General features: G+C 61.4%; 25 protein-coding genes and 1 riboswitch. Of the genes, 22 read left to right on the top strand and 3 right to left on the bottom strand.

Annotated elements, in window-relative coordinates; translation table 11 throughout:
- The 6 genes from ACQ4LH_RS19755 (at nucleotide 1) to trhA (ending at nucleotide 8,247) form a co-directional block, all read left to right on the top strand.
- Entirely contained in the window at nucleotides 1-1,182 is a 1,182-nt protein-coding gene (locus ACQ4LH_RS19755; protein ID WP_430698756.1) for a CaiB/BaiF CoA transferase family protein, read from the top strand.
- Between the two features lie 188 nt (nucleotides 1,183-1,370).
- The gene (locus ACQ4LH_RS19760) at nucleotides 1,371-1,886 is read left to right on the top strand and encodes a molybdopterin-dependent oxidoreductase (protein ID WP_430698757.1); all 516 of its coding nucleotides are present in this window, start codon (nucleotides 1,371-1,373) and stop codon (nucleotides 1,884-1,886) included.
- Between the two features lie 2 nt (nucleotides 1,887-1,888).
- Nucleotides 1,889-4,933, top strand: coding sequence for a response regulator (locus ACQ4LH_RS19765; protein ID WP_430698758.1), 3,045 nt, complete (start codon nucleotides 1,889-1,891; stop codon nucleotides 4,931-4,933).
- Nucleotides 4,933-6,051, top strand: coding sequence for an HD domain-containing phosphohydrolase (locus tag ACQ4LH_RS19770; protein ID WP_430698759.1), 1,119 nt, complete (start codon nucleotides 4,933-4,935; stop codon nucleotides 6,049-6,051). Before ACQ4LH_RS19765 ends, ACQ4LH_RS19770 begins: the two co-directional genes overlap by 1 nt.
- A 14-nt stretch (nucleotides 6,052-6,065) precedes the next feature.
- Nucleotides 6,066-7,502 (top strand): ATP-binding response regulator, encoded by a 1,437-nt coding sequence (locus ACQ4LH_RS19775; RefSeq protein ID WP_430698761.1) that lies wholly within the window; start codon nucleotides 6,066-6,068, stop codon nucleotides 7,500-7,502.
- Nucleotides 7,503-7,629: 127 nt separating this feature from the next.
- A complete protein-coding gene (gene trhA / locus ACQ4LH_RS19780; RefSeq protein WP_430698763.1) occupies nucleotides 7,630-8,247 on the top strand; it encodes a PAQR family membrane homeostasis protein TrhA in 618 nt (205 codons plus the stop codon).
- A 13-nt stretch (nucleotides 8,248-8,260) separates the two neighbouring features.
- On the opposite strand, the gene ACQ4LH_RS19785 is transcribed toward trhA, so the two are convergent.
- The 3 genes from ACQ4LH_RS19785 to ACQ4LH_RS19795 all read right to left on the bottom strand — a co-directional run bounded on the left by ACQ4LH_RS19785 (nucleotide 8,261) and on the right by ACQ4LH_RS19795 (nucleotide 10,230).
- Entirely contained in the window at nucleotides 8,261-8,755 is a 495-nt protein-coding gene (locus ACQ4LH_RS19785) for a SprT family zinc-dependent metalloprotease (RefSeq protein ID WP_430698764.1), read from the bottom strand.
- A gap of 114 nt (nucleotides 8,756-8,869) precedes the next feature.
- The gene (locus ACQ4LH_RS19790; RefSeq protein WP_430698765.1) at nucleotides 8,870-9,469 is read right to left on the bottom strand and encodes a Yip1 family protein; all 600 of its coding nucleotides are present in this window, start codon (nucleotides 9,467-9,469) and stop codon (nucleotides 8,870-8,872) included.
- A 158-nt stretch (nucleotides 9,470-9,627) separates the two neighbouring features.
- The gene (locus tag ACQ4LH_RS19795; RefSeq protein ID WP_430698766.1) at nucleotides 9,628-10,230 is read right to left on the bottom strand and encodes a DNA-J related domain-containing protein; all 603 of its coding nucleotides are present in this window, start codon (nucleotides 10,228-10,230) and stop codon (nucleotides 9,628-9,630) included.
- A 97-nt stretch (nucleotides 10,231-10,327) separates the two neighbouring features.
- Here ACQ4LH_RS19795 and ttcA point away from each other — a divergent pair, with 97 nt between their 5' ends.
- From ttcA to cobU, 16 genes are all read left to right on the top strand, one after another.
- On the top strand, nucleotides 10,328-11,152 hold the full coding sequence (ttcA, locus tag ACQ4LH_RS19800; RefSeq protein ID WP_430698767.1) for a tRNA 2-thiocytidine(32) synthetase TtcA: 825 nt from the start codon (nucleotides 10,328-10,330) through the stop codon (nucleotides 11,150-11,152).
- Nucleotides 11,153-11,183: 31 nt separating this feature from the next.
- Entirely contained in the window at nucleotides 11,184-11,855 is a 672-nt protein-coding gene (locus ACQ4LH_RS19805; protein WP_430698768.1) for a DNA-3-methyladenine glycosylase I, read from the top strand.
- A 10-nt stretch (nucleotides 11,856-11,865) separates the two neighbouring features.
- Entirely contained in the window at nucleotides 11,866-12,624 is a 759-nt protein-coding gene (locus ACQ4LH_RS19810) for an NAD-dependent deacylase (RefSeq protein WP_430698769.1), read from the top strand.
- A 76-nt stretch (nucleotides 12,625-12,700) separates the two neighbouring features.
- Nucleotides 12,701-13,315 (top strand): C40 family peptidase, encoded by a 615-nt coding sequence (locus ACQ4LH_RS19815; RefSeq protein WP_430698770.1) that lies wholly within the window; start codon nucleotides 12,701-12,703, stop codon nucleotides 13,313-13,315.
- Between the two features lie 160 nt (nucleotides 13,316-13,475).
- Nucleotides 13,476-14,000 carry a C40 family peptidase gene (locus tag ACQ4LH_RS19820; RefSeq protein ID WP_430698771.1) on the top strand — a complete coding sequence of 175 codons (525 nt, stop codon included), beginning with the start codon at nucleotides 13,476-13,478 and terminating at the stop codon, nucleotides 13,998-14,000.
- Nucleotides 14,001-14,027: 27 nt separating this feature from the next.
- A complete protein-coding gene (locus ACQ4LH_RS19825) occupies nucleotides 14,028-14,690 on the top strand; it encodes an O-methyltransferase (RefSeq protein ID WP_430698772.1) in 663 nt (220 codons plus the stop codon).
- A 6-nt stretch (nucleotides 14,691-14,696) separates the two neighbouring features.
- Entirely contained in the window at nucleotides 14,697-15,017 is a 321-nt protein-coding gene (locus ACQ4LH_RS19830) for a hypothetical protein (RefSeq protein ID WP_167144814.1), read from the top strand.
- 138 nt (nucleotides 15,018-15,155) lie between these two features.
- Nucleotides 15,156-16,346, top strand: a complete 1,191-nt coding sequence (locus ACQ4LH_RS19835) for an alpha/beta hydrolase (RefSeq protein WP_430698773.1) — start codon at nucleotides 15,156-15,158, stop codon at nucleotides 16,344-16,346.
- Nucleotides 16,347-16,488: 142 nt separating this feature from the next.
- Entirely contained in the window at nucleotides 16,489-17,082 is a 594-nt protein-coding gene (locus ACQ4LH_RS19840) for an MliC family protein (protein ID WP_430698774.1), read from the top strand.
- A 66-nt stretch (nucleotides 17,083-17,148) separates the two neighbouring features.
- Nucleotides 17,149-17,394, top strand: a riboswitch (cobalamin riboswitch).
- A 108-nt stretch (nucleotides 17,395-17,502) separates the two neighbouring features.
- Complete coding sequence (cobO, locus tag ACQ4LH_RS19845) at nucleotides 17,503-18,114, top strand: cob(I)yrinic acid a,c-diamide adenosyltransferase (RefSeq protein ID WP_430698775.1); 612 nt, start codon at nucleotides 17,503-17,505, stop codon at nucleotides 18,112-18,114.
- Nucleotides 18,114-19,418, top strand: a complete 1,305-nt coding sequence (locus ACQ4LH_RS19850; RefSeq protein ID WP_430698780.1) for a cobyrinate a,c-diamide synthase — start codon at nucleotides 18,114-18,116, stop codon at nucleotides 19,416-19,418. Before cobO ends, ACQ4LH_RS19850 begins: the two co-directional genes overlap by 1 nt.
- Entirely contained in the window at nucleotides 19,415-20,062 is a 648-nt protein-coding gene (bluB, locus tag ACQ4LH_RS19855; RefSeq protein WP_430698776.1) for a 5,6-dimethylbenzimidazole synthase, read from the top strand. Before ACQ4LH_RS19850 ends, bluB begins: the two co-directional genes overlap by 4 nt.
- Nucleotides 20,059-20,967, top strand: a complete 909-nt coding sequence (cbiB, locus tag ACQ4LH_RS19860) for an adenosylcobinamide-phosphate synthase CbiB (protein ID WP_430698777.1) — start codon at nucleotides 20,059-20,061, stop codon at nucleotides 20,965-20,967. The genes bluB and cbiB overlap by 4 nt, the downstream gene beginning before the upstream one ends.
- Nucleotides 20,968-20,975: 8 nt before the next feature.
- Nucleotides 20,976-21,968: a threonine-phosphate decarboxylase CobD gene (gene cobD / locus ACQ4LH_RS19865; protein ID WP_430698781.1), complete on the top strand. Its 993-nt coding sequence runs from the start codon at nucleotides 20,976-20,978 to the stop codon at nucleotides 21,966-21,968.
- Nucleotides 21,965-23,422, top strand: a complete 1,458-nt coding sequence (locus ACQ4LH_RS19870) for a cobyric acid synthase (protein ID WP_430698778.1) — start codon at nucleotides 21,965-21,967, stop codon at nucleotides 23,420-23,422. The genes cobD and ACQ4LH_RS19870 overlap by 4 nt, the downstream gene beginning before the upstream one ends.
- Nucleotides 23,415-23,936: a bifunctional adenosylcobinamide kinase/adenosylcobinamide-phosphate guanylyltransferase gene (gene cobU / locus ACQ4LH_RS19875; protein WP_430698779.1), complete on the top strand. Its 522-nt coding sequence runs from the start codon at nucleotides 23,415-23,417 to the stop codon at nucleotides 23,934-23,936. Before ACQ4LH_RS19870 ends, cobU begins: the two co-directional genes overlap by 8 nt.
- The last annotated feature ends 52 nt before the right edge of the window (nucleotides 23,937-23,988 follow it).

Genomic DNA, 23,988 nt, shown 5'->3' on the forward strand with positions numbered 1-23,988 from the left:
ATGCAAGGCCCGCTGTCGTCACTTAAAGTGCTGGATTTCTCCACTCTGTTGCCCGGGCCGTTTGCCTCTTTGCTGCTGGCCGATATGGGCGCGGAAGTGCTGCGGGTCGAGTCGCCTTCGCGCATGGACCTGGTGCGTGTACTGCCGCCGCACGACGGCGGCGTGTCAGCCAGCCACGCCTATCTCAACCGCAACAAACGCTGTATCGCCCTGGACCTGAAACAGGCCGAGGCGGTGGCGATGGTCAAGCAGCTGGTGGCCGAGTACGACATCGTGTTGGAGCAGTTTCGCCCTGGGGTGATGGACAAGCTCGGTGTCGGTTATGAAGCGCTGAAGGCGATCAACCCGAAGCTGATCTATGTGTCGATCACCGGCTACGGCCAGAGCGGCCCGTACAGGGACCGCGCCGGCCACGACATCAATTACCTGGCCCTGGCCGGCATTGCCAGTTACACCGGCCGCCGCGAAACCGGGCCGCTGCCACTGGGCATTCAGGCAGCGGATATTGCCGGCGGCTCGCTGCACGGGGTGATCGGCCTGCTCGCGGCGGTGATCCAGCGTCAGGCCACGGGACAGGGCCAGCAGGTGGATATCAGCATGACCGACTGCGCCTTCAGCCTGCACGGCATGGCCGGCGCGGGCTATCTGGCGGCCGGTGTGGAGCCTGCGATGGAAAACCAGGCGCTGAATGGCGGCAGCTTCTACGACTACTACCGCACCCGCGACGGCCGCTGGTTCTCGGTCGGCAGCCTGGAGCCGCAGTTTATGCAGCAGTTCTGCGCCGCCATCGGCCGTCCGGAGCTGGCCGCGCGCGGGCTGTCGCAGAAACCCGAAGATCAGCAGGCGCTTAAACGCGAGATCGAAATCGAGTTCGAGAAACGCGATTTCGCCGAGTGGGGCCAGGTATTCGCCGGCCTGGATGCCTGCGTCGAGCCGATGCTCAACCTTAGCGAGGCGGTCGAACATCCGCAGATCAAGGCCCGCGGCCTGGTCACCGAAGTGCCGCGCGCAGGCAACGCGCCGCAGACGCAGATCGCCTGCCCGATCAAATTCTCCAACGGCTTGCCCGCACCCCGGCATATCGGCGCAACCCTGGGTGCACATACCAGTGAGGTGCTGGCGGAACTGGGCTACAGCGCCGAGCAAATCGCCCAGCTCAAGGCGGCCAAAGTAGTGGCCTGATTCAGGCCACTGGGCATCACTATTAAGGCTGGCGTTGCCTCTCAATCTCATGCATTAATCGGTGCAAACACGGCTTGTAGCGAGCAACTGTTCTACGCTTCGAGAATCATTCGCTCTGCGGCGCGGATGGTTGTCATCGGGAGGGCTGCTGTTTGCCGTGTTATCTCCGAAAAATGGATGTGAGGGGAATGCCTGTGTCTACCAGCCACTGTCATCTGCAGGCGCTTGCGCTGAGCGCATTGCTGCTGTTTTCCGGCCTGAGCCTGGCGCTCGATACGCCCAGCGGCCCAGTGATATTGCGTATTTCCGGGCTGGTTACGCAGCCGAATATGCAGCAACAAGCTGTATTCGATATGCCGATGCTGCAAGCCTTGCCGCAGCACAGCTTCACTACACAAACGCCCTGGTACGCAGAGCCCGTCAAGTTCAGCGGCCCCTTGCTGCGTGATGTACTGGCCGCTGCCGGCAGTAAGGGTGAGAACATCACCGCTATCGCCCTGAATGATTACCGCACCGAAATTCCCTTCAGTGACGCAGTCGACTACGACCTGATCGTGGCCATTCTGATGAATGGCCAGCCCATGCCCGTACGCGAAAAGGGCCCGCTGTTTCTCGTCTACCCCTTCGATAGCAAGGCCGAGCTGCAGGCTGCGACTTTCTACAATCGCTCGGCCTGGCAATTGCGCGCCCTGCAGATCAAATAGCCATGCGCCAGTTCCGCCTGCTGTGGCTGTTGATCGTCAGCCTGGTGCTGCTGTACGTGGCGATCGGGGCGATTCTCGCCCATCAATACCGCAGCTTGAGCGAGGTGATGAGCAGCGGTGACGATAACGCGCTGTGGGCCTTTGCTCAGTTGAGTACCGAGTACCAGCGCTTTGACCATGCGCTGCACGCCTACATCCTTGACCCCGTGATGCCGCGCCGCACGCAGGCGTCCGACCGCCCCGGCAGCATCGGTATTGATGAGCTGCAGTTGCGCTACGACATCTTCGTCAGCCGCGTCAGCACCATCCAGACCGAGTCGGCGCAGCGGCTGATGGGCGATGAGGCGATCTACCAGCAAACCCTGCAGGCGCTGGATGTTTTTATCCACACGGCGGACGCCGCGCTTGAGGCGTTTGCCCGGCGTGGCACGCCACTGGATGCGCCCTTGCTGCGCGAGCAGTTGCAGCTGCTGCAGGAGGATGTGCAGGAACTTGGCTACACCTCGGCCCAACTGGCGGCGCGTACCGTCGATGGGCGCAACGCCGAGCTGCGTTCCCAGGTGGTGGTCACCACGGCGCTGACCCTGTTTCAGGGTTTTCTGACCCTAATGTTCGGTCTCGCCATGCTGCGTCAGACGCGTCAGCGTGTGCGAGCGCAGCGCCAGTTGCTGGCCGCGCAGGGCAAGCTGGTGGAAGCCCTGCAGGAGAATGAAGAAGTGCTGGAAGGGCGCGTACAACAGCGCACCCAGGAGCTGGCCGAGGCCAATCAGGCGCTGCGTGAGCATGAAGAGGAGCTGCAGATCGCTCGGGCCAAGGCCGAGAGCGCGTCGCAGTTGAAGTCGGACTTCCTCGCCAATATGAGCCATGAGATACGCACACCGATGAATGCTGTGATCGGCATGAGCCATCTGGTGCTGAGCAGCGAGTTGACCGTCAAGCAGCGTGACTACGTGGAGAAGATCCAGCGCTCAGGCCAGCATCTGCTGGGGCTGATCAACGACATTCTTGACCTGAGCAAGATCGAGGCCGGCAAGCTGGAAGTCGAAACGCTGCCATTCGAGCTGCAAACGGTGCTGGAAAATATGGCCAGCCTGATCGGTGAAAAATGCGCCAGCAAGGAGCTGGAGCTGATCTTCGATATTGACCCTGCGCTACCAGAGAGCTTCCTGGGCGACCCGCTGCGCGTGGGGCAGGTGTTGATCAACTATGCCAATAACGCTGTCAAATTCACCGAACGTGGCGCTATCGTGATTCGTGCGCGCTTGCTTGCGCAGGATGCCAAGACTATTCAGGTGCGTTTTGAGGTCGAGGATTCCGGTATCGGCCTTTCACCCGAGCAGCAGGCGCGGCTGTTTCAGTCATTCCAGCAGGCCGACAGCTCTACCACGCGCAAATACGGCGGTACCGGGCTAGGGCTGGCCATCTCGCGCAAGCTGGCCGAGCTGATGCACGGCGAGGTAGGCGTCGACAGCGTGCTGGGGCAGGGCAGCACCTTCTGGTTTACCGCTCGCCTGGGCGTGGTTGCCGCGCCCAAACCGGTGCAGTCGCTGCTGCCATCCCCGGATTTACGCAATCGTCGGGTATTGGTGGTGGATGACAACCCGCAGGCGCTGCATATCCATGCCAGCCTGCTGCGCTCCATGAGTTTTCAGGTGACGGAAGCCGACTGCGGCGAGCAGGCGCTGGAGCTTGCAGTCAAGGCCTGCGCTGCGGGTGCGCCCTTCGAAGCGGCTTTTGTCGACTGGAAGATGCCCGGTATCAATGGCCTGGAAACCTGCCGCCAGTTGGCCTTGCTCGAACCTGCGCCGCAGCCGGTGATCGTTACGGCTTATGGCCGCGAAGAGGTGTTCCATGAGGCCGAGCAGGCCGGGATTGCCTTGCTGCTGGTCAAACCGGTCAGCCCGTCGCTGCTGTTCGATGCGGCGATTCGCGCCTTGGGCGGCAGCACCACCAGCGACACCCAACTGCGCCCGGCCAGTAGCGTTAGCGTGCAGGACCTCAGCCCTCTGCGCGGCGCCCAGGTGCTGCTGGTGGATGACAACGAGCTGAATCAGCAGGTCGGCCGTGATCTGCTGGAGGCTGCTGGGGTCTGTGTTGCTGTGGCCGAGAACGGCCAGGTTGCCCTGGATATGCTGGCCCGTAGCGACTACCAGCTGGTGCTGATGGATATGCAGATGCCGGTGATGGATGGCCTGACCGCCACCCGGAAGATTCGTGCCAACCCACGCTGGGCCGATTTGCCGGTGCTGGCCATGACTGCCAACGCCATGAGCAGCGACCGTGAGCAGTGCCTGGCCGCCGGCATGAATGCGCACCTGGCCAAACCCATCGATCCGGACGAGCTGTTCGCGATGCTGCTGAAGTGGCTGCCGGCTGTGGCCGGAGAGGTCGCAGCGCTGCCTGCGGTACACGCACCGGCTCAGCTTGAAGCGGGTTTTCCTCCGATTGTCGGCGTCGATGTGCCGGGCGGTTTGCGCCGGGTGCTGAACAAGCGAGCAGCCTATGAATCGATGCTGCGCAGATTTATTCAGGGCCAGGCAGATGCAGCGCAGCAGACGCAGCGTTTGCTCGCCGAAGGCCTGCATGAAGATGCCCTCCGTGCCCTGCATACCCTTAAGGGCACTGCCGCAACCATCGGCGCCAATGGCCTGGCCGAACAGGCCGGTGTGCTGGAAGATGCCCTCAGGCAAGGGCCGCCGGATAGCCAGTTCGACGCACAACTTAGATCGTTGGCAGCAAGCTGTGCCGAGCTGATCACCCGACTACAGGAAGTTCTGCCCGCGCAGGCCGTGACGGAGGCCGCAGCCGGTGCTATCGATTGGCCGCGGGTACGCCAACTGTTGGCCCGTCTGGAGTTTTTGCTGAGCGATGACGATGCCGACTCCATCGAGTTGTTCCAGCAGGAGACTGCTTTGTTCAAAGCGGTACTGGGGCCAGAGTTTGCGGCGTTGGAGCGGGCCATCAACAGTTACATTCTGGACGACGCATTGGCGGTTCTGCGCGCGGCGATACAGAGCAATCCGGCATTGAGTAAGGACGCGACGTGATGGACAGGCTAATGGCCGGCAGGGAAAAACCGACGATCCTGGTGGTGGATGACACCCCCGAGAATCTGTCGTTGATGAGCGGACTGTTGCGCGAGGCTTACAAGGTTAAGCTGGCGCCCAGCGGTGAGCGTGCGCTGCAGATTGTTCGCGGCGATGCCAAGCCCGACCTGATTCTGCTCGACATCATGATGCCGGAGCTGGACGGTTACGAAGTGTTGCGCCGCTTGCAGCAGGATGTGAGCACTGCCGCGATTCCGGTGATTTTCCTCACCGCGATGACGGCGGCCGATGATGAGAAGATTGGCCTGGACCTGGGCGCTGTCGATTACATCAGCAAACCGATCAATCCGGCGATTGTTCTGGCCCGCGTGCACACCCAGCTGCAGTTGAAGTTCGCCCGTGATTTGCTGCAGAACCAGAATGCCTTTCTTGAGCGCGAGGTGGAAAAACGCACCCGCGAAGTGATGGCGATTCAGGACGTAACCATTCGGGCGATTACCTCCCTGGCGGAAACCCGCGACAACGAAACCGGCAACCATATCCGCCGCACTCAGTTCTATGTAAAGGCCCTGGCCGAGCATCTGCAGACGCATCCGCGTTTTGCCGCCGAACTAACCGCTGAAACGATCCAGTCGATATTCAAATCGGCGCCCCTGCATGACATCGGCAAGGTCGGCATTCCCGACAGCATCCTGCTCAAGCCGGGCAAGCTGGATTTTGACGAGTTTGAAATCATGAAAACCCACACCACCCTGGGCCGCGATGCCATCGTGCATGCCGAGCAGGAGTTGGGGGAGTCCATCGCCTTTTTGCGCCACGCCAAGGAAATCGCGCTTAGCCATCAGGAGAAATGGGACGGCAGTGGATACCCGCAAGGTCTGGCGGGGGAGGCGATTCCCCTTTCGGCGCGCTTGATGGCCCTGGCCGATGTGTATGACGCGCTGATTTCGCGGCGGGTATATAAGCCGCCCTTCAGCCATGAGAAAGCTTCGGAAATTATCCGTGAGGGGCGCGGCAGCCATTTTGATCCGGATATCGTCGATGGCTTTGTGCAGATCAGTGAAGTATTTGCCCAGATCGCCCAGCGATACAGCGATGAGCCAGTTTCCAACGCATAGAGGTGTTCTGCAGCATGTCAATCAATGCCACCACGCTGTTAGTTGTCGATAGCGACCCGCTACTGACCCGCGCCCTGGTTGATGAATTGCAACGCCATGGCTTTGCCCAGGTACTGCAGGCCAATGATGTGGCGAGTGCATTGCAGCAGCTGCGACAGGCGCCGGTTTCGCTGGTGCTCAGTGAGCAGAACCTGACGGGCTCCACCGGCCTGGCGCTATTTGAAGGCATGCGCAGCGATGAAGCGCTGGCGGAAATCCCCTTTGTGCTGATGTCCAGCGCCATGCAGCGTCAGGATGTGCAGCGGGCTATCCAGTTGGGCATCCGCGACCTGCTGGTCAAACCCTTTACCACCCAGCGCCTGCTGGAGCGGATTCAGCGCTCCCTGCAGCGTGATGATCTGCTGGCGCAAACCAGCCTGCCGCAGGGCGAGGAGCGCGCGAGCATTCTGGTGGTCGATGACACGCCGGAGAATCTGCAGCTACTGGCCGGGCTGTTTCGCGATCAGTTCAAGGTGAAACTGGCGCACAACGGTGAGAAAGCCATCGCCATCTGCCATTCCGATAATCCGCCGGACTTGATCCTGCTGGACGTGATGATGCCCGATATGGACGGCTTCGAAGTGGCGCGGCGACTGCGCCAGCACCATGCTTCTGAGCATATCCCGATTATTTTCGTTACCGCCCTGAGCGATGAACGCTCCCGCGAGCAGGGGCTGTCACTGGGCGCGGTGGACTATGTGTTCAAGCCGATAGACCCGACTCTACTGCGCATTCGCGTGCGCAACCTGATGCGCTATGTCGAGCATCGCCGGCAGCTGCAGACCGACCTGGATCAGCTGCTGGAGCTGGCCGCCCTGCGCGCGGACATGCTGCACCTGATCAGCCATGACCTGCTGCAACCACTCAGCCAATGCACCGAGGCGTTGCAGAGCCTGACGCAGGATGCAGCGCTCAATCCGGCGCAGAAGCAGCAGGTGCAGCTGGCCACGCAAGGCAGTCAGCAGATGAAGGAGCTGTTGGCGCTGGCGGGTGAGCAGTTATCCCTTGAAGCCGGGCAGCGTGAGTTGCGTCCTGAAAGCATCCGGCTTAATCCGCTGCTGCGTGAACTAATCGGCGAACTGCGCCAGCGTTATGGCGACCGCGGCGTCGATATCCAGCTGGAAACCGCGCTGGGCAGCAGTACCGCGGTAATGGCCGACCCCGGGCTTTGCCATGCCTTGCTCTACCGCGTGCTCAAGCACGCCCATGCAGCATGCCCGGTGGGCAGCCAGCTGAGCCTGGTGATGATCGATGAGAACCCCGCGCAGGTAAAACTGCTGCTGCCTGCGCGCCCAGCCAGCAACAAACCTCTTGCCGCTGCTCGCGCTCTGGCCCGCGCCCAGGGCGGCGATGTGCAGCACGAAGATGACGGCGCGAATTGTGTGATTCGCGTCAGCCTGCCGCGCGCCTGAGTGCATCCTGAGGCCTTAGTTCGCGCCGTGCTTTGCGTGGGGCGGCAACCCGGCACTCGTCAAATAGACTTTTTTCCGGCATAAGCCTGATGCATTCGCGCCAGTGGGCGCTTCGGGAACGGAAAATATGTATCACGGGGAACGCTTCAACGCCTGGACGCATCTGGTCGGGGCGCTTCTGGCCTGCGCGGGAGCGGTGTGGCTCTTGGTGCTGGCGACTCTGGATGGTGAGTTGCGCAAGATCATCAGCGTGGCGATCTATGGCCTGACCCTGGTGCTGCTCTACAGCATCTCCACGCTTTATCACAGCGTGCAGGGCCGGGCGAAAGTGCTAATGCGTAAGCTCGATCACCTGTCGATCTACCTGCTGATTGCCGGCAGCTATACACCGTTCTGCCTGGTGACCCTTGAGGGTGCCTGGGGCTGGACGTTGTTCGGCATCGTCTGGACGCTGGCAATCATCGGCATGCTGCAGGAGATCAAGCCGCGCTCCGAGGCGCGGGTGCTATCGATCGTGATTTACGCAGTGATGGGCTGGATTGTGCTGATCGCGGTCAAACCACTGATTGCCGCGCTGGGCATGGCGGGTTTTATCTGGCTGGCCGGCGGCGGGGTGCTGTACACGGTGGGCATCATCTTCTTCGCCTATGACAGCCGCTTCCGTCACTGGCACGGCATCTGGCACCTGTTCGTCATGGGCGGCAGCTTGATGCATTTTGTCGCGGTGCTGCGTTACGTCCTCTAATGCCAACAGCGGCTTATTCGACGCGCTGTTCGCCGGTATAGCTCAAGGTCACCTTGCAACGCCGGCAGTAGTAGCGCCGGCCTTTGCTGACCAGGGAATGGCGCTGGGCGGAAAACGGGAACTCCCCCTGTGGGCAGCTGCAACGGTAGATATAGCGGCTGACCGTGCGCCGCTGCACCGTATAGCTGTGGCAGCGGTTGGGCGGTAGCTCATACACGCCGCGCATGATCAGTTGCCATTCTTCACCATGGGGCTGGATTTTCAGGCCGAACAGCTGATGCGCGATCAGGTGCGCCACTTCGTGCGGCACGGTCTGCTTGAGGAAGTCTTCGCGGTTTTCCCGGTACAGCTGCGGGTTGAAGCGCAGCTTGTTTTCCGTCAGGTGCGCCACACCGGCCTTTTGTCCACGCAGCTTGAAACTCACCTCGGCGCGGGCAAAGGGGCGTTTGAAAAAGGCTTCAGCCTGCTGGTAGCACTGTTCCACGCGGCTTAGAAGGTGTTCGGACATAAGTGCGGCGATCAAGATGGGGGCAGCGATTATGCCCAAGCAGCGCAGCGATCACAGCCCTGAAACGACGAAACCACCCGTAGGTGGTTTCGTCTTGTGTCATCAGCTGTTGCCTTAGCTGGTGTAGACCGGGCCGACCCCAAAGCCCCAGAGAATCACCGAACTGGCGATCATCGCCACCAGTACCACTAGACCTACCGCGAGCACCGAGCTGGAGAACATAAAGCCTTCATCCTCGGGTATGCCCATAAAGGTCGGTATGCCGACGTAGAGTAGATAAACCGTGTAACAGATGGCCGCCGTGCCCACCACCATGGCCAGCCAGAGATGTGGATAGAGCGCCGCCAGCCCGCCGATAAACAGCGGTGTAGCGGTATAGGCAGCAAATACCACGCATTGCGTAAGGTTCGGGCTGGCATCGTAGGTGCGTGCCATCCAGTGGATAAACGCGCCCATCACTGCGATCCCGGCAAGCATTGCCAGGTAGGTCATGACGGTCATTTGCAGCGCACTGGCCTCGGTCAGCATCACCGGCGCTCGATCGCCGATTGACCAGCCAACCTGGGTGGTGCCGATATAGGCCGAGACTGCGGGAATTGCCGCGAGAATCAGTACGTGGGTGAGATACATGTGGCTAATGGTTTCTTCTTCGCCACGAATTTCCTGCCATTCCTGGTCGGGATGGGTGAATAGCCCCCAAACGTGATGGATCATGCCAGACCTCCTCTTGTTATAGCGGTCGCCCCCCAGCGCAGCGCCTGATTCGCATGTGCAGCGTCATCAGGTACAAGGCCGAACCTATGCGACCGTATGTCGCAGTATAGGCAGCCATTAATAAGGACAAAGGCGTGGCGTTAGAGCAAATCGGACTCTCAAACACGTCCGTAATAGCGTTCGAGGATTTCCATGGCCTTGTTGATCGACTGCAGGCGCGCTGTGTTACCGCCGCGATCAGGATGGTGCAGGCTCACCAGTTGTCGGTAGCGGTGCTTGATAGTGGCGAGATTGAGCGTTTGCTCGTTGCCTTCGAGCTCGAACAGTTCCAGTGCCGCCTGTCTTTCCTCGCTGCCGTGCATGCGCGTCCAGAAGCTCAGCAGCAGTTTGGCCACATCCTGCTCGTCAGTGTCGTCGAGCTGGCTCAGGTCGAGGTAATAGTCGCGCAGCGGGTCGTGTTCACTCAGCTCGGCGCTGCCGGGCTGGTAGGGCAGCAACTGGATATTCAGCGCACTGATCTGCAGATAGCCGCTCTGCGTCGCCCACAGCCGCTCGCGCAGGCGATAGAGGGCGTTAAACAGCAGAAAATGGGTGCGGAATAGCGCCAGCTTGTCGGTCAGCGGCAGGTTGGGGATATGCACACACTGGCGGGCTTTCAGTAGCTGGATCAGCTGGTATTCGCCAAGACCGGCAGGGGCGGCGCGCAGCAGCTCATGTAGTTGTTCGGGCAGGTCGAGGCCCAGGTCGAAATCGTCGTTCATCGGCGCAGCCTAGCATTTCACTTTGATTGGGGTAGGGCGCGTCACGCTTTCTGCGTAAAATGCCGCATCCTCAACGACTTCCGGATTCCAGCGCACCATGGGCACCCTCTCGGTCAATCAGAACAAACTGCAAAAACGCCTGCGTCGCCAGGCCGGCGAAGCCGTTGCCGACTTCAACATGATCGAGGATGGCGACAAGGTCATGGTCTGCCTGTCTGGCGGCAAGGACAGCTACACCATGCTCGACGTGCTGCTGCACCTGCAGAAGGTCGCGCCGATCAAGTTCGAGATCGTTGCGGTGAATATGGACCAGAAGCAGCCAGGCTTCCCGGAACATGTGTTGCCGGCCTATCTGGAGTCCATCGGTGTGCCTTATCACATCGTCGAGAAGGACACCTATTCGGTGGTCAAGGAGAAGATCCCGGAAGGCAAGACCACCTGTTCGCTGTGTTCGCGCCTGCGTCGCGGCACGCTGTACACCTTTGCCGATGAGATCGGCGCGACCAAGATGGCCCTAGGTCACCACCGCGACGACATCCTGGAAACCTTCTTCCTCAATATGTTCTACGGCGGCACCCTCAAGGCCATGCCGCCCAAGCTGCGCGCGGACGATGGCCGCAACGTGGTGATTCGTCCGCTGGCTTACTGCAACGAGGCGGATATCGAGGCTTATAGCCAGCTCAAGGAATTCCCGATCATTCCGTGCAATCTCTGTGGTTCTCAGGAAAATCTGCAGCGCCAGGTGGTCAAGGAGATGCTGCAGGACTGGGAGCGCAAGTCGCCGGGGCGCACCGAGATCATGTTCCGCGCCCTGCAGAACGTAGTGCCGTCGCAGCTGGCTGACCGCAACCTGTTCGACTTCAAGAGCCTGAAGATCGACGAGAGCGCCACGCCGCGCTTTCTCGATGTAATGAACCTCTGATCCAGCGGTTTCCCGGCTCAAGGACTGCCTGATGCGCGATTACAAATGGCTTAACGAATACTGCTTGAACCGCTTTGGATCGGCCGCTGCGCTGGAGTCGATCCTGCCGCAGCCACGCAGTGCCGAGGAACTGCGGGCGATCAGTGATGACCGCTATCTGTCGACACTCAGCCTGCGGGTGTTTCGTGCCGGCCTCAAGCACAGTCTGGTGGACGCTAAGTGGCCGGCCTTCGAGCAGGTGTTCTTCGGCTTTGATCCGGAAAAAGTCGTACTGATGGGCGCCGAGCGTCTGGAAAACCTGATGCAGGATGCGCGCATCATCCGACACCTGGGCAAGCTCAAGAGCGTGCCGCGTAACGCCCAGTTCATCCTCGATGTGCAGAAGGAGAAGGGCAGCTTTGGCGCGCTGATCGCCGACTGGCCGGTGAGCGATATCGTTGGTCTGTGGAAGTACCTGGCCAAACACGGTAGCCAGCTTGGCGGCCTGTCCGCGCCGCGCTTTCTGCGTATGGTCGGTAAGGACACCTTCGTCCCCAGCGATGACATGGTGGCCGCCCTGAAGGCGCAGAAGATCATCGACAAGGCGCCGACCAGCCTGAAAGAGCTGGCCGCTGTGCAGGCGGCGTTCAACCAATGGCAGGAGCAGAGCGGGCGGCCGTTGTGCCAGCTGTCGGTGATGCTGGCGCATACGGTCAACCACTGAGGGCTTGGCGATGCAACGGGCAATCCAGCAGGTCGCAGAGCAGCTCAAGCAGGCTGAACGCATTCTGCTGATTACTGGTGCTGGGCTGTCCGCCGATTCCGGTTTGCCCACTTATCGTGGCCTCGGCGGCCTGTATAACGGCCACACCGCCGAAGGCTTGCCGATTGAGGAAGCCTTGTCCGGCTCGATGCTGCAGCGTGACCCGGCGCTGTGCTGGAAATACCTGGCGGAGCTGGGCAAGGCTTGCCTGGGTGCTCAGGCCAATGCCGGACACCATGCGATTGCCGAGCTGCAGCGCAGAAAGCCGCAGTGCTGGCTGCTGACCCAGAATATCGACGGCTATCACCGTGCGGCAGGCAGCCCGATGGAGCGGGTGATCGAGATTCATGGTGAGCTGGCGCCGCTGTATTGCCAGTCCTGTGGCGCTGTCGACGCCGAGCTGGCGGAACACCTTGAGCGGCCGCTGCCACCTAGATGTCGTCAGTGCGCTGGGGTGCTGCGTCCGCCGGTGGTGCTGTTCGAGGAAATGCTGCCCGAGCAGGCTATCGATACGCTCTATATGCAAGTGCGCAAAGGCTTTGAGGTGGTGATCAGTATCGGCACCAGCGCGAGCTTCCCGTATATCGTCGAGCCACTGCTGCGTACGCGCCAGGCGGGCGGCTTTACGGTGGAGATCAACCCGCAGCGCACTGACTTGAGTACTCGGGTGGATGTGCATCTGCAAGGGCGGGCGTTAGATGTTTTGCCGGAACTACTGAGTCACATTTAGAGCCATAGAATTTGCAAATGCATGCCATAGAGGGCATAGTCGCGCTCTTGTGAAATTCACCGACACGGTCGTGCCCATGCTCAAACGCCTCGCACCCCTCGTGCCTATCGCACTCTCCCTGGTTCTGGCCGCCTGCGCCAACCATGCCCCACAGCCGCAGCTGGCAACCCAGCCTGCAGTGTTCTCCTCGACAGAACTTGCCGAGTTTGACGAACAAGCCAAAGAAGCGGCTCTGGGCGACTTCACTGAAGACAAATCCTACAAATTGCCGCAACTGGCTGACAGCATCCTGACTCATGGTCTGTCGCTGGTGGGTACCCGTTATCGGTACGGTGGCAGCTCGGTGAAATCCGGCTTCGATTGCAGCGGCTTTATCGGTTATCTGTTCAAGGAAGAGCTGGGCATGAAACTGCCGCGCTCGTCCCGCGACATGATCAATATCGACGCACCGCTGGTATCGCGTGATGAGCTGGAGCCGGGTGACCTGCTGTTCTTCAGCACCAATGGCCGTAATCGCGTCAGCCATGCCGGTATCTACATGGGCGATAACCAGTTTATCCACTCCAGCAGCAGCCGCAGCGGCGGCGTGCGGGTTGACAGCCTGGATGATCGTTACTGGTCGCGTACCTTTATCGAAGCCAAACGTGCCTTGGCGCTGGCTCCAAGCGAGTCGGTTGTACGCCACCCTTGAGTCCCGTGAGTAGCGACTGAATCTCTTCGGTCGCTGCGATTAACTGATACTCCAGGTCTATCTCGATAATTTTCAACAACCTGCCAAGCAAAGCTAAAGCTTGCACTGCGATGTGCAAGCCGGCAGAGTAGGGCGCATCCCGGCTCAGGATCGCTCGTCCATGACCGCTATCGCCCGTCTCAGCTTGATTGTGCTTGCCGCGCTGCTTAGTGCCTGCGCCAGCAATGCCCCCGCACCAACCCCAAAACCTGTTGTGTATGCACCTATCGGCAGCTTTAACGGCAATGCTGATGATGTGTTGTTTCGCGCCCTCGGCTTGGTCGGCACACCCTATCGCTATGGCGGCAATACCCCGGATGGCGGCTTTGATTGCAGCGGTCTGATTGGCTATGTCTATCGCGATGCGGCGGGCATCAGCCTGCCGCGCTCGACCCGCGAGCTGATCAGCATGCGCGCCCCGGCTGTCGGCCGCGACCGCCTGCAAAGTGGTGATCTGGTGTTCTTCGCCACCAATGGCGGTAGCCAGGTCAGCCATGCCGGCATCTATGTCGGCGATGGCCGTTTTGTTCACGCGCCTTCCAGCGGCGGCACTGTGCGCCTGGATAGCCTGAGCAATACGTATTGGCAACGCACCTACCTGAATGCCAAGCGCGTGTTCACCCCGGAACTGGCGCGCAACCCCTGATAGCTGTGGTGTGCAGAGGGAGTAGGCATGACCAACCGAACGCTCAATCTCGATTCCGCCCTGTATCAATACCTGCTGGATGTCTCCCTGCGTGAAACACCGCTGCTCAAACGTCTGCGTGAGGAAACCGCGCAGCTGAGTATGGCGCGTTGGCAGATCGCCCCCGAGCAGGGGCAGTTTATGGCCTTGCTGGTGCAGCTGACTGGTGCGCGGCGGATTGTCGAAGTCGGCACCTTTACCGGCTACAGCGCTATTTGCATGGCCCAGGTCATGCCCGAGGATGGTCGACTGATCTGCTGCGACATCCCCGGCGAGTACAACGCCACGGCCGAGCGCTACTGGCGCGAAGCAGGGCTAAGCTCGCGTATCGAACAGCGCCTGGCCCCTGCGCTAGAGACCTTGGCGGAGCTAGAGGCTGAGGGCCTGGCTGGCAGTATCGATCTGCTGTTTATCGATGCCGACAAGGCCAATTACCCAGCCTATCTGGAACATGCCCTGCGCCTGGTGCGCCAGGGTGGACTAATCCTGTTCGATAACACCCTGTGGAGCGGGCGTGTGCTTGAGGAAAAACCTGAGAGCGCCGACACCCGAGCCATTCAGAAACTCAACCTGGCGCTGCGTGATGATCCGCGCATCGACCTGTCCCTGTTGCCGTTGGGCGACGGTCTGAGCCTGTGCCGTAAACGCTGAATCCGTATGCCCGAACCGATTCGCCTACCCGAACAACCAGATGCCTGCGAGCTTTGCGCCCGCGCGGCAGCTCTGACTCGCCATCACCTGATCCCCAAGGCGCTGCACAACAAGGTTTATGTGCAGAAGCGCTTCGGCAAAAGCGAGCGCATCAGCGCCACGCTCTGGGTCTGCCGTGCTTGCCACAACCAGATTCACCGGCTGTTCAGCGAAAAGGAGCTGGCGCTGACTTACAACAATCGCGACAGCCTGCTCAGTGATGAGCGCCTGCGTACGTTTGTTGAGTGGCTGGCCAGCAAGCCCGCAGGCTTTATGCCCAGGCATTGAATCGCGGCTAGGCTTGCTGCCTGCTGGCGATGATCTTCTGACTCCTTGTAATGGCGATTGCCGATGACCTGTTTGCGTGCACTGTCATGTGTTTGCCTTGCTCTGCTGCTGGGTGCCTGTGCCGGACCGCCGCCGCTGATGTTGATGAACACGCCAGTGATCTATCACCAAGCCGCTATCGACCCTTTCGCCCATTTGTCACCGGCAGAACGAGTGCCCGATGTTGCACTGTTCTATGCCACTACCCGTGCGCCAGAGGGGGTTGGCTATGGCAATCGTGTTAGCCCCACCCTGCAGCTGGGGCGTGCTCAGGTGCGTTTGGGCGATCAGCAGAGTGATTGGTCGCAATTGCATTCGGCCTCGGTCAGCGAGCTTCGCGCGCGTGAGCTGCCACTGAGTCTGATTGCGGCTCAGCAAACAGCGGTACTGCCGGTGCAGCGGCCGGTTGATGTGCCTTTGGCGCCGCCGGTGCAGAGCTATGTTGATGCGATCAATCTGGCGCTGGACAAGGCCCGCGACAAGGAAGTCATCATCTATGTGCATGGTGCAAAGGTGGATTTCGCCAATGCCTGTGAACTGACGGGCGAGTTGGTGCATTTTGCCGGGCGCGACTTTGTCGGACTGGCCTTCGACTGGCCGTCACACCAGAATATTGCCAGCTATCTGCTCGGCATCGATGTCAGCCGCGCCCGTGATTCCAGTCAGGCGTTGGCACAGTTGATCGAACTGCTGGCGCGGCATACCGCTGCCGAGCGGATCAACCTGATCGCCTATAGCGCCGGTGGGCGCGTGGCATCTCTGGCGTTGCAGACGTTCCAGAATCGTCATCCGGATTTGAATACCGCGCAGTTGCAGGCGCGTTATCGAATTGGCGCGGTGGTGTTTGCTGCCGCGGATGTCCCCGAGGAAGTATTTGAAGGCCGTCTGCCGGCAATCAGTCGCGTCGCTGAACAGGTGATGATCACTGTGTCCGATCAGGACGAAGCCCTGGATTACGCGCAGCGCCTGATGCCCGGTGGCGCGCGGATTGGCAGCAGCCGGGCCGAGCAGAGCCTGCACCAATTCACCCGCAGACGGCACCTGAACAATGTCACCCTGCTGGATGTGTCCGGCAATAGCCGCGAGCGCGGCTTTGATATCGTCGGGCACCACTACTGGTACCGTCATCCCTGGGTCAGCAGTGATGTGATCTTGCTGCTGCGTACCAATCTGCCGCCGGATCAGCGGGCGTTATCTGTCACCGAGCATCCGGCTGTCTGGTACATGAATACTGACTACCCGCTAGCGGTGCGTGAAGCAACCCGGCGTGTACTCAAGGGCCAATGGTAGGAAATCTGGTTCTGGAGTTAGCTGCCGAAACGCCCAACTTGGCCGCAGCTGAGCTGCCGCAGCTGCCGCAGCTGGCGCAGCTGGCGCAGCTTCGCCTTGGTATGGGTATTGGAAACCAATGGATAACGAACGAGGAATCAGCATGTTCAACCCTAAGCGTGTTGCCCTATTTGCTTTGCTCGGCCTGCCGCTAGCTTCTCTGCAGGCGGCTGAGCCATCGTTCAGCTGCGTCCAGGTAGCGGCTGGCAGTATTGAGGAGCTGATTTGTCAGACTTCTGCTCTGGCCGAGCTTGATCAGAAAATGGCGGTCGTTTATCAGCAGGCTTCGGCCAAGGCCGCAAACCAGCATCCACCGGTACTCAAGGCTGAGCAGAGAGGTTGGATAAAAGGCCGCAATGACTGCTGGAAGGCCGCTGACCGTGAGCAGTGCGTAGCCGAGAGCTATCGCCTGCGGATTGCCGAATTGCAGGCGCGCTACGCGTTACTGAAAGGGACCGGTCCGGTGCATTTTCAATGCGATGGCCTGCCGGCCAAGGAAGTGATTGCCACCTATTACCCAACCGAGCCAGCGACTCTGCTGGCCGAGTTCGGCGACAGTGTGGCGCTGCTGTACCAGCAGCCTGCAGCCAGCGGCAGCAAATATCAGGGGCGCAACGAATCATTCTGGGAGCACCAGGGTGAGGCGAGCGTGGTGTGGGGCTATGACGTGCCCGAGATGAAGTGCCAGGCCAAGTAACCCGATGACGTATGCAACCTGCGCCAAATGGCGCATTCGTTTGACGCTTAATCGCGAACTCTCTACCCTTCGCGCCTTGTAACAGGTGCCCCCGACGCTGCGCGTGCGTGGGGTGAAACTGGGAAGTCGGTGCGCTGAGCGTCTTTACGCCAGTCATTCCGACGCTGCCCCCGCAACGGTAAGTGAGTCAAACGCCGCTATTGCCACTGTGCTCAAGCATGGGAAGGTGCGGTTTAGAACCCCTCAAGTAGGTTCTGAGAACCTTGGGGTTCGCTCACAAGCCCGGAGACCGGCCTGTTGCAGTCCACGGCATCGCGGAGGGCGATGGCTGGCGTGTGGTTTGCCCTATGCAGGCCCGCGCTTTCCCTATCCCCGCGTGCTTTTTCCAGCCAGATCGCCCTGTGGCGGTGGAGCAGTGCGATGACTGAATCGATTGAACGTGACGCCCGGCACAAGGCGCGCATGGCCCGTAAGAAAGCCCTTATCGACGAGAAAATCGCTCAGGCCCAGGATGAGTACGGCCTGCTGCTGGTGCACAGCGGCAATGGGAAGGGCAAGAGCAGCAGCGCCTTCGGCATGGTCGCCCGCGCCCTGGGGCACAGCCTCAAGGTCGGCGTGGTGCAATTTATCAAGGGCGCGGCCAGCACCGGCGAGGAAACCTTCTTCCGCCGTTTTCCCGATGAAGTCAGTTACCACGTGATGGGCGAGGGCTTTACCTGGGAGACCCAGGATCGCCAGCGCGATATCGACAAGGCCCGTGAAGCCTGGGCGGTGGCTGCGCAGCTGTTGAACGATCCGGCGATTGGCCTGGTGGTGCTGGACGAGCTGAATATCGCGCTGAAATACGGCTACCTGGAACTCGACGCGGTGCTCGCCGATATCGAAGCGCGGCCGCTGCTGCAGCATGTGGTGGTAACCGGTCGCGGCGCATTGGCCGGGATGATCGAGGCGGCGGATACCGTGACCGAGATGAGCCTGGTCAAGCACGCGTTCAAGGCTGGGGTTAAGGCGCAGAAGGGAGTCGAATTTTGATCAGCGCCCGCTCTTGCCCAGCACTATTGATCGCCGCACCGGCCTCTGGCCAGGGCAAGACTACGGTGACCGCTGCCTTGGCACGTTTGCATACACGCCAGGGCAAGCGCGTGCGGGTATTCAAATGCGGTCCGGATTTTCTCGACCCGATGATTCTTTCCCGCGCCAGCGGCGCGCCGGTGTATCAGCTCGACCTGTGGATGGTTGGCGAAGCGGAGAGCCGTCGTCTGCTCTGGGAGGCGGCGGGTGAGGCCGATCTGATTCTTATCGAAGGGGTGATGGGCTTGTTCGATGGCACGCCATCGGCGGCCGACTTGGCCCGGCACTTTGGTGTGCCGGTGCTGGCGGTGATCGACGGTTCGGCCATGGCACAGACCTTCGGCGCTATGGCTCATGGTCTGGCGACCTTTCAGCCTGATTTGCCGTTCTCCGGGGTGCTCGGCAACCGGGTTGGCAGCACGCGACATGGCGAAATTCTGCGTGATGCGCTGCCAGCGTCGATCCGCTGGTATGGCGCGCTGCCGCGCAGTGCCGAGGTTGGCTTGCCGAGTCGCCATCTGGGCCTGGTTCAGGCAGGAGAACTGACTGACCTGGATACGCGCCTGGATGCCGCCGCCGATGCCCTGGCCGCCAGCGCCGATACCAGCCTGCCGCCGCCAGTCAGCTTTGCCGCCCCCGAACAGGCCAGGCCCGCGCCGTTACTTAAGGGCGTGCGGATTGGCGTGGCGCGCGACAGCGCCTTTGCCTTTCTCTACCAGGCCAACCTCGATCTGTTGCACGAGCTGGGCGCGGAATTGAAGTTCTTTTCGCCGCTCAAAGATGAGCAGTTACCGGATATCGACAGCCTGTATCTGCCTGGAGGCTACCCCGAGTTGCATCTGCCCACGCTTGAGGCCAACCAGGCCATGGCCGAGGCAATCCGTGCTCACCACGAGGCGGGCAAACCGATCCACGCCGAGTGCGGCGGTATGCTTTACCTGCTCGACAAACTGACCGACAAACAGGGCGCCAGCGGGCAGATGCTCGGTTTGTTAAACGGCGAGGCGACCCTGCAACCGCGCATGACCGCCATGGCCCTGCAACAGGCTGAGCTGCCGGAAGGGCTGCTGCGCGGCCACAGTTTTCACTATTCGGCGCTCAGCAGCGAACTGCAACCGCTGACCCGTGGCGAGTGCCCGAACTACAAGCGCACCAGTGAGGCGGTCTATCGCCAGGGGCGGATGACCGCCTCCTATATCCACTTCTATCTGCCGTCTGACCCTGTTGCCGCCGCCGCGCTGTTTATCCCCGGAGCGCCGGCATGAGCGAGCAGGCTTTCAGCCCCGAGGCGCGCGCGGCAGTGTACCGCGCCATCGCCGAGCGCCGCGATATGCGTCATTTCAGCGGCGGCGAGGTAGCGCCCGAGCTGCTTGCGCGCCTTCTCGAAGCCGCGCATCAGGCTCCCAGCGTTGGCCTGATGCAGCCGTGGCGATTTATTCGGATTACTCGACCGGCCTTGCGCGAGGCGATTTACGGCCTGGTGGACGAGGAGCGCGCGCGCACCGCCGAGGCGTTGGGCGAGCGCAGTGATGAATTTATGCGGCTGAAAGTTGAGGGCATTCGCGACTGCGCCGAGCTGTTGGTAGTGGCCCTGATGGACGGCCGCGAGGCCCATGTGTTTGGCCGTCGCACCTTGCCTGAAATGGACCTGGCGTCCCTGGCCTGCGCCATTCAGAACCTCTGGCTGGCCGCCCGCGCCGAGGGTTTGGGCATGGGCTGGGTATCGCTGTTCGAGCCCCAGGCCCTGGCGGATCTGCTCGGTATGCCGGCCGGCAGCAAACCGTTGGCGGTGCTGTGTCTGGGGCCGGTGACGGAATTCTATGAGGCGCCGATGCTGGTGCAGCAAGGCTGGGCCGAGCCTCGGCCGCTCAGTGAGTTGCTGTTCGAGAATCAGTGGGGCACGCCATGAGCCTGGTTCTTAGCACCTGCGCCGGTGTCGTCCTGGATGCGATTTTTGGCGAGTCCAAGGGCTGGCATCCGCTGGTGGCGTTCGGGCAATTGGCCGAGCGTATCGAGCAGCGCTTCAATCCGGCGGGCGGTGGTTGGCGTAGCCATGGCGTCAGTGCCTGGTGTCTGGCGGTGTTGCCGCTGACCCTGCTGACCTGGCTGCTGAGCCAGATCAGCGGGCTGGGTTGGGCAGTGGAAATCCTCGCGCTATACGCCGCCCTTGGCCTGAAAAGCCTCGGCGAGCATGCCATGCCGGTAGCGCAGGCGCTGCGCCTGGGTGATCTGCGCCTGGCTCGGGAGCGGGTCGGTTATATGGTCAGCCGCAACACCGCGCAGCTGGATGCCACCGGCGTGGCCCGCGCCGGCAGCGAGTCGGTGTTGGAAAACGGCAGTGACGCAGTGTTCGCTGCACTGTTCTGGTTTGTGATTGCCGGTGCACCGGGCGTGGTGCTGTACCGCCTGAGCAATACCCTGGACGCCATGTGGGGCTATCGCAACGAGCGCTTCGAGCGCTTCGGCTGGGCCGCAGCGAAGATCGACGATGTACTCAATTACCTTCCTGCCCGGTTGGTCGCCTTGACCTACGCACTGCTGGGCAAGACCGCGCTGGCGCTGCGCTGCTGGCGTACTCAGGCGCCGCTGTGGGACAGTCCCAATGCTGGCCCGGTGATGGCCGCGGGGGCAGGGGCGCTGGGCGTTAGCCTGGGCGGCGCGGCGGAATATCACGGCGAGCTACATATACGACCCGCACTGGGCGCGGGACCGCAACCCAAGGCGCGCGATATCGAACGGGCACTCAATTTGGTCAATGGTGGCGTGCTGCTGTGGCTGGCGCTGCTGCTGTTGTGGGGGGCTTTTTATGCGTGAACCTTCTTATGCTTGAGCACGGCGGGCGCTTGCGCGCGGCGTCTCTGCGCTATGGCATTGCCCTGGCGGATTGGCTGGACCTGTCCACCGGTATTGCACCTTACGGTTGGCCGCTACCGGCGATTCCCGCCAGTGCCTGGGCGCGCTTGCCCGAGCAGCAGGATGGCCTGGAAATCGCTGCCCGCGATTACTACGGGGTGAGCAATCTGCTGCCGGTAGCGGGCTCCCAGGCGGCGATTCAGGCGTTGCCGCGCCTGGTGCGTAATGCCACTGTCGGTATCGTCTCGCCAGCCTATGCCGAACACGCGGCTGCCTGGCAGCGCGAAGGCCACCGGCTGCTGGAGCTCAGCGAAGGCGCTATTGAGCGGGCTCTGGAGCGCCTGGACGTGTTGTTGCTAGTCAACCCAAACAACCCGACCGGACGACGTATCGAACCCCAGCGCCTGCTGGACTGGCACGTCCGCCTGGCTGAACGTGGCGGCTGGCTGGTGGTGGATGAAGCCTTTATCGATTGCACCCCCGAATTCAGCCTGGCGGCCTTTAGCGATCGACCGGGGCTGATTGTGCTGCGCTCGTTCGGCAAATTTTTCGGTTTGGCCGGTATCCGTTTGGGCTTTGTCTTGGCCCAGCCGTCTGTGCTGGAACAGCTGGCCGAATTGCTTGGGCCCTGGGCTGTCAGTGGGCCAAGCCGGGTGGTGGCCACCGCACTGCTGCAGGACCACGCCGGTCAGCGTTTGCAGCGTGAGCGGTTGTTAGCCGATGGCGAGCGGCTGGCCACGCTTCTCAACGCGCAAGGTTTTGCACCAACCGGTGGCTGTGCGCTATTTCAGTTCTGCTGTATGCCGAGTGCTGCCGAGCTGCATGAGTTTCTTGCCAGTCAGGGCATTCTTACCCGGCTGTTTGCCAGCCCGCTAAGCCTGCGTTTCGGTCTGCCGGCGGATGAAGCCGGTTGGCAGCGTTTGCAGCAGGCCCTTGCAAGCTTTGCCAAGGAATCGCAATGACCACATTGATGGTGCAGGGCACCACCTCGGATGCCGGCAAAAGCACCCTGGTAACTGCGCTATGCCGCTGGCTTAAACGCCAGGGTGTTAGCGTGGTGCCGTTTAAACCGCAGAATATGGCGCTTAATTCGGCCGTCACTGCCGACGGCGGCGAAATCGGCCGCGCCCAGGCGGTACAGGCGCAGGCCGCCGGGCTGGCGCCGCACACCGATATGAACCCGGTGCTGCTCAAGCCCAATAGCGACACCGGTGCCCAGGTGATCATCCACGGCCGCGCCCTCAGCTGCATGGATGCCGTGGCCTATCACGACTACAAGAAGGTGGCGATGCAGGCGGTGCTGCAATCGCACCAGCGCCTGAGCGCGGCCTATCCGGTGGTGATGGTGGAAGGTGCGGGTTCGCCGGCGGAGATCAATCTGCGTGCCGGTGATATTGCCAATATGGGTTTTGCCGAGGCGGTGGATTGCCCGGTGATTCTGATTGCCGATATCGACAAGGGCGGCGTGTTTGCCCATCTGGTCGGCACCCTGGCGTTGCTTTCCGAGAGCGAGCAGGCGCGGGTGCAGGGCTTTGTGATCAACCGCTTTCGCGGCGATATCGCCCTGTTGCAACCTGGGCTGGATTGGCTGGAGCAGCGCACCGGCAAACCGGTACTGGGCGTATTGCCCTACCTGATGGATTTTCACCTGGAGGCCGAGGACGCCATCGATATTCGCCAGAGCGCCAAGTCGGCCGAAGTGATCAAGGTGGTGGTGCCGGTATTGCCGCGCATCAGCAACCACACCGATTTCGATCCACTGCGCCTGCACCCTCAGGTCGAGCTGACCTTTGTCGGCCCGGGCCAGGCCATTCCTGCGGCCGACCTGATTATCCTGCCCGGCTCGAAAAGCGTACGCAGCGATCTGGCTTTTCTGCGTCAGCAGGGCTGGCCGGCGGCTATCGATAAGCACCTGCGCTATGGCGGCAAGCTGCTGGGTATCTGCGGCGGTTTGCAGATGCTCGGCATCCAAATCGACGACCCGCATGGGCTGGAAGGCGCGGCGGGCTCCAGCCCAGGGTTGGGGCTGCTGGATTTCCGCACCGTGCTGGAACCGGAGAAGCAGCTGCGTAATGTGCGCGGCCAGCTGTGCCTGGAAAATGCTCCGGTCAGTGGTTACGAGATTCATGCTGGGGTCAGCTCTGGCCCAGGTTTGAATGCGGCTGTGCGACTTGACGATGGTCGCAGCGATGGTGGCCTGAGTGCCGATGGCCAGGTGCTCGGTACCTATCTGCATGGTCTGTTTGAAAGCAGCGAAGCCTGTAGCGCACTGCTGCGCTGGGCTGGCCTGCGCGAGGTGCAGCAGGTGGATTACCACGCTTTGCGTGAGCGTGATATCGAGCGTCTGGCCGATCTGGTCGATGCGCATCTGGATACGGCCCGGCTGCGCGAGTTATGTGGAGTAGGCCATGCGTGAACTGATTCTCGGCGGTGCCCGTTCCGGCAAAAGCCGTCTGGCTGAACGCCTAGCAGCCGAATCCGGCCTGGCGGTGACCTATATCGCCACCAGCCAGCCGCTGGATGGCGAGATGAATACGCGTATTCAACATCACCGCGAACGCCGTCCGGCGCATTGGGGGCTGGTGGAAGAACCCTTGGCACTGGCCCGGGTGCTGCGTGAGCAGGCCGCTGCGGATAAGTGCCTGCTGATCGATTGTCTGACCCTGTGGTTGACCAATCTGTTAATGCTGGATAACCCGGCGCGCCTGAGCGCCGAGCGCGATGCGCTGCTGGACTGTGTGAGCGGCTTGCCGGGGCGAATTCTGCTGGTCAGCAATGAAACCGGTCTGGGCGTGGTGCCGCTGGGCGAGCTGACCCGCCGTTATGTTGACGAGGCGGGCTGGCTGCATCAGGCCCTGGCTGAGCGTTGTGAGCGTGTGGTGTTTACCGTGGCGGGGTTGCCGATGGGTCTCAAGGGGGATGCGCTATGAGKGRGCAATGGGGGGAAYAGGGCTGTCTCACATCTCCCAGCCCCCGAGACGA

The sequence above is a fragment of the Pseudomonas peli genome (assembly GCF_050563605.1).
In the GTDB taxonomy this organism is placed as follows: domain Bacteria; phylum Pseudomonadota; class Gammaproteobacteria; order Pseudomonadales; family Pseudomonadaceae; genus Aquipseudomonas; species Aquipseudomonas peli_A.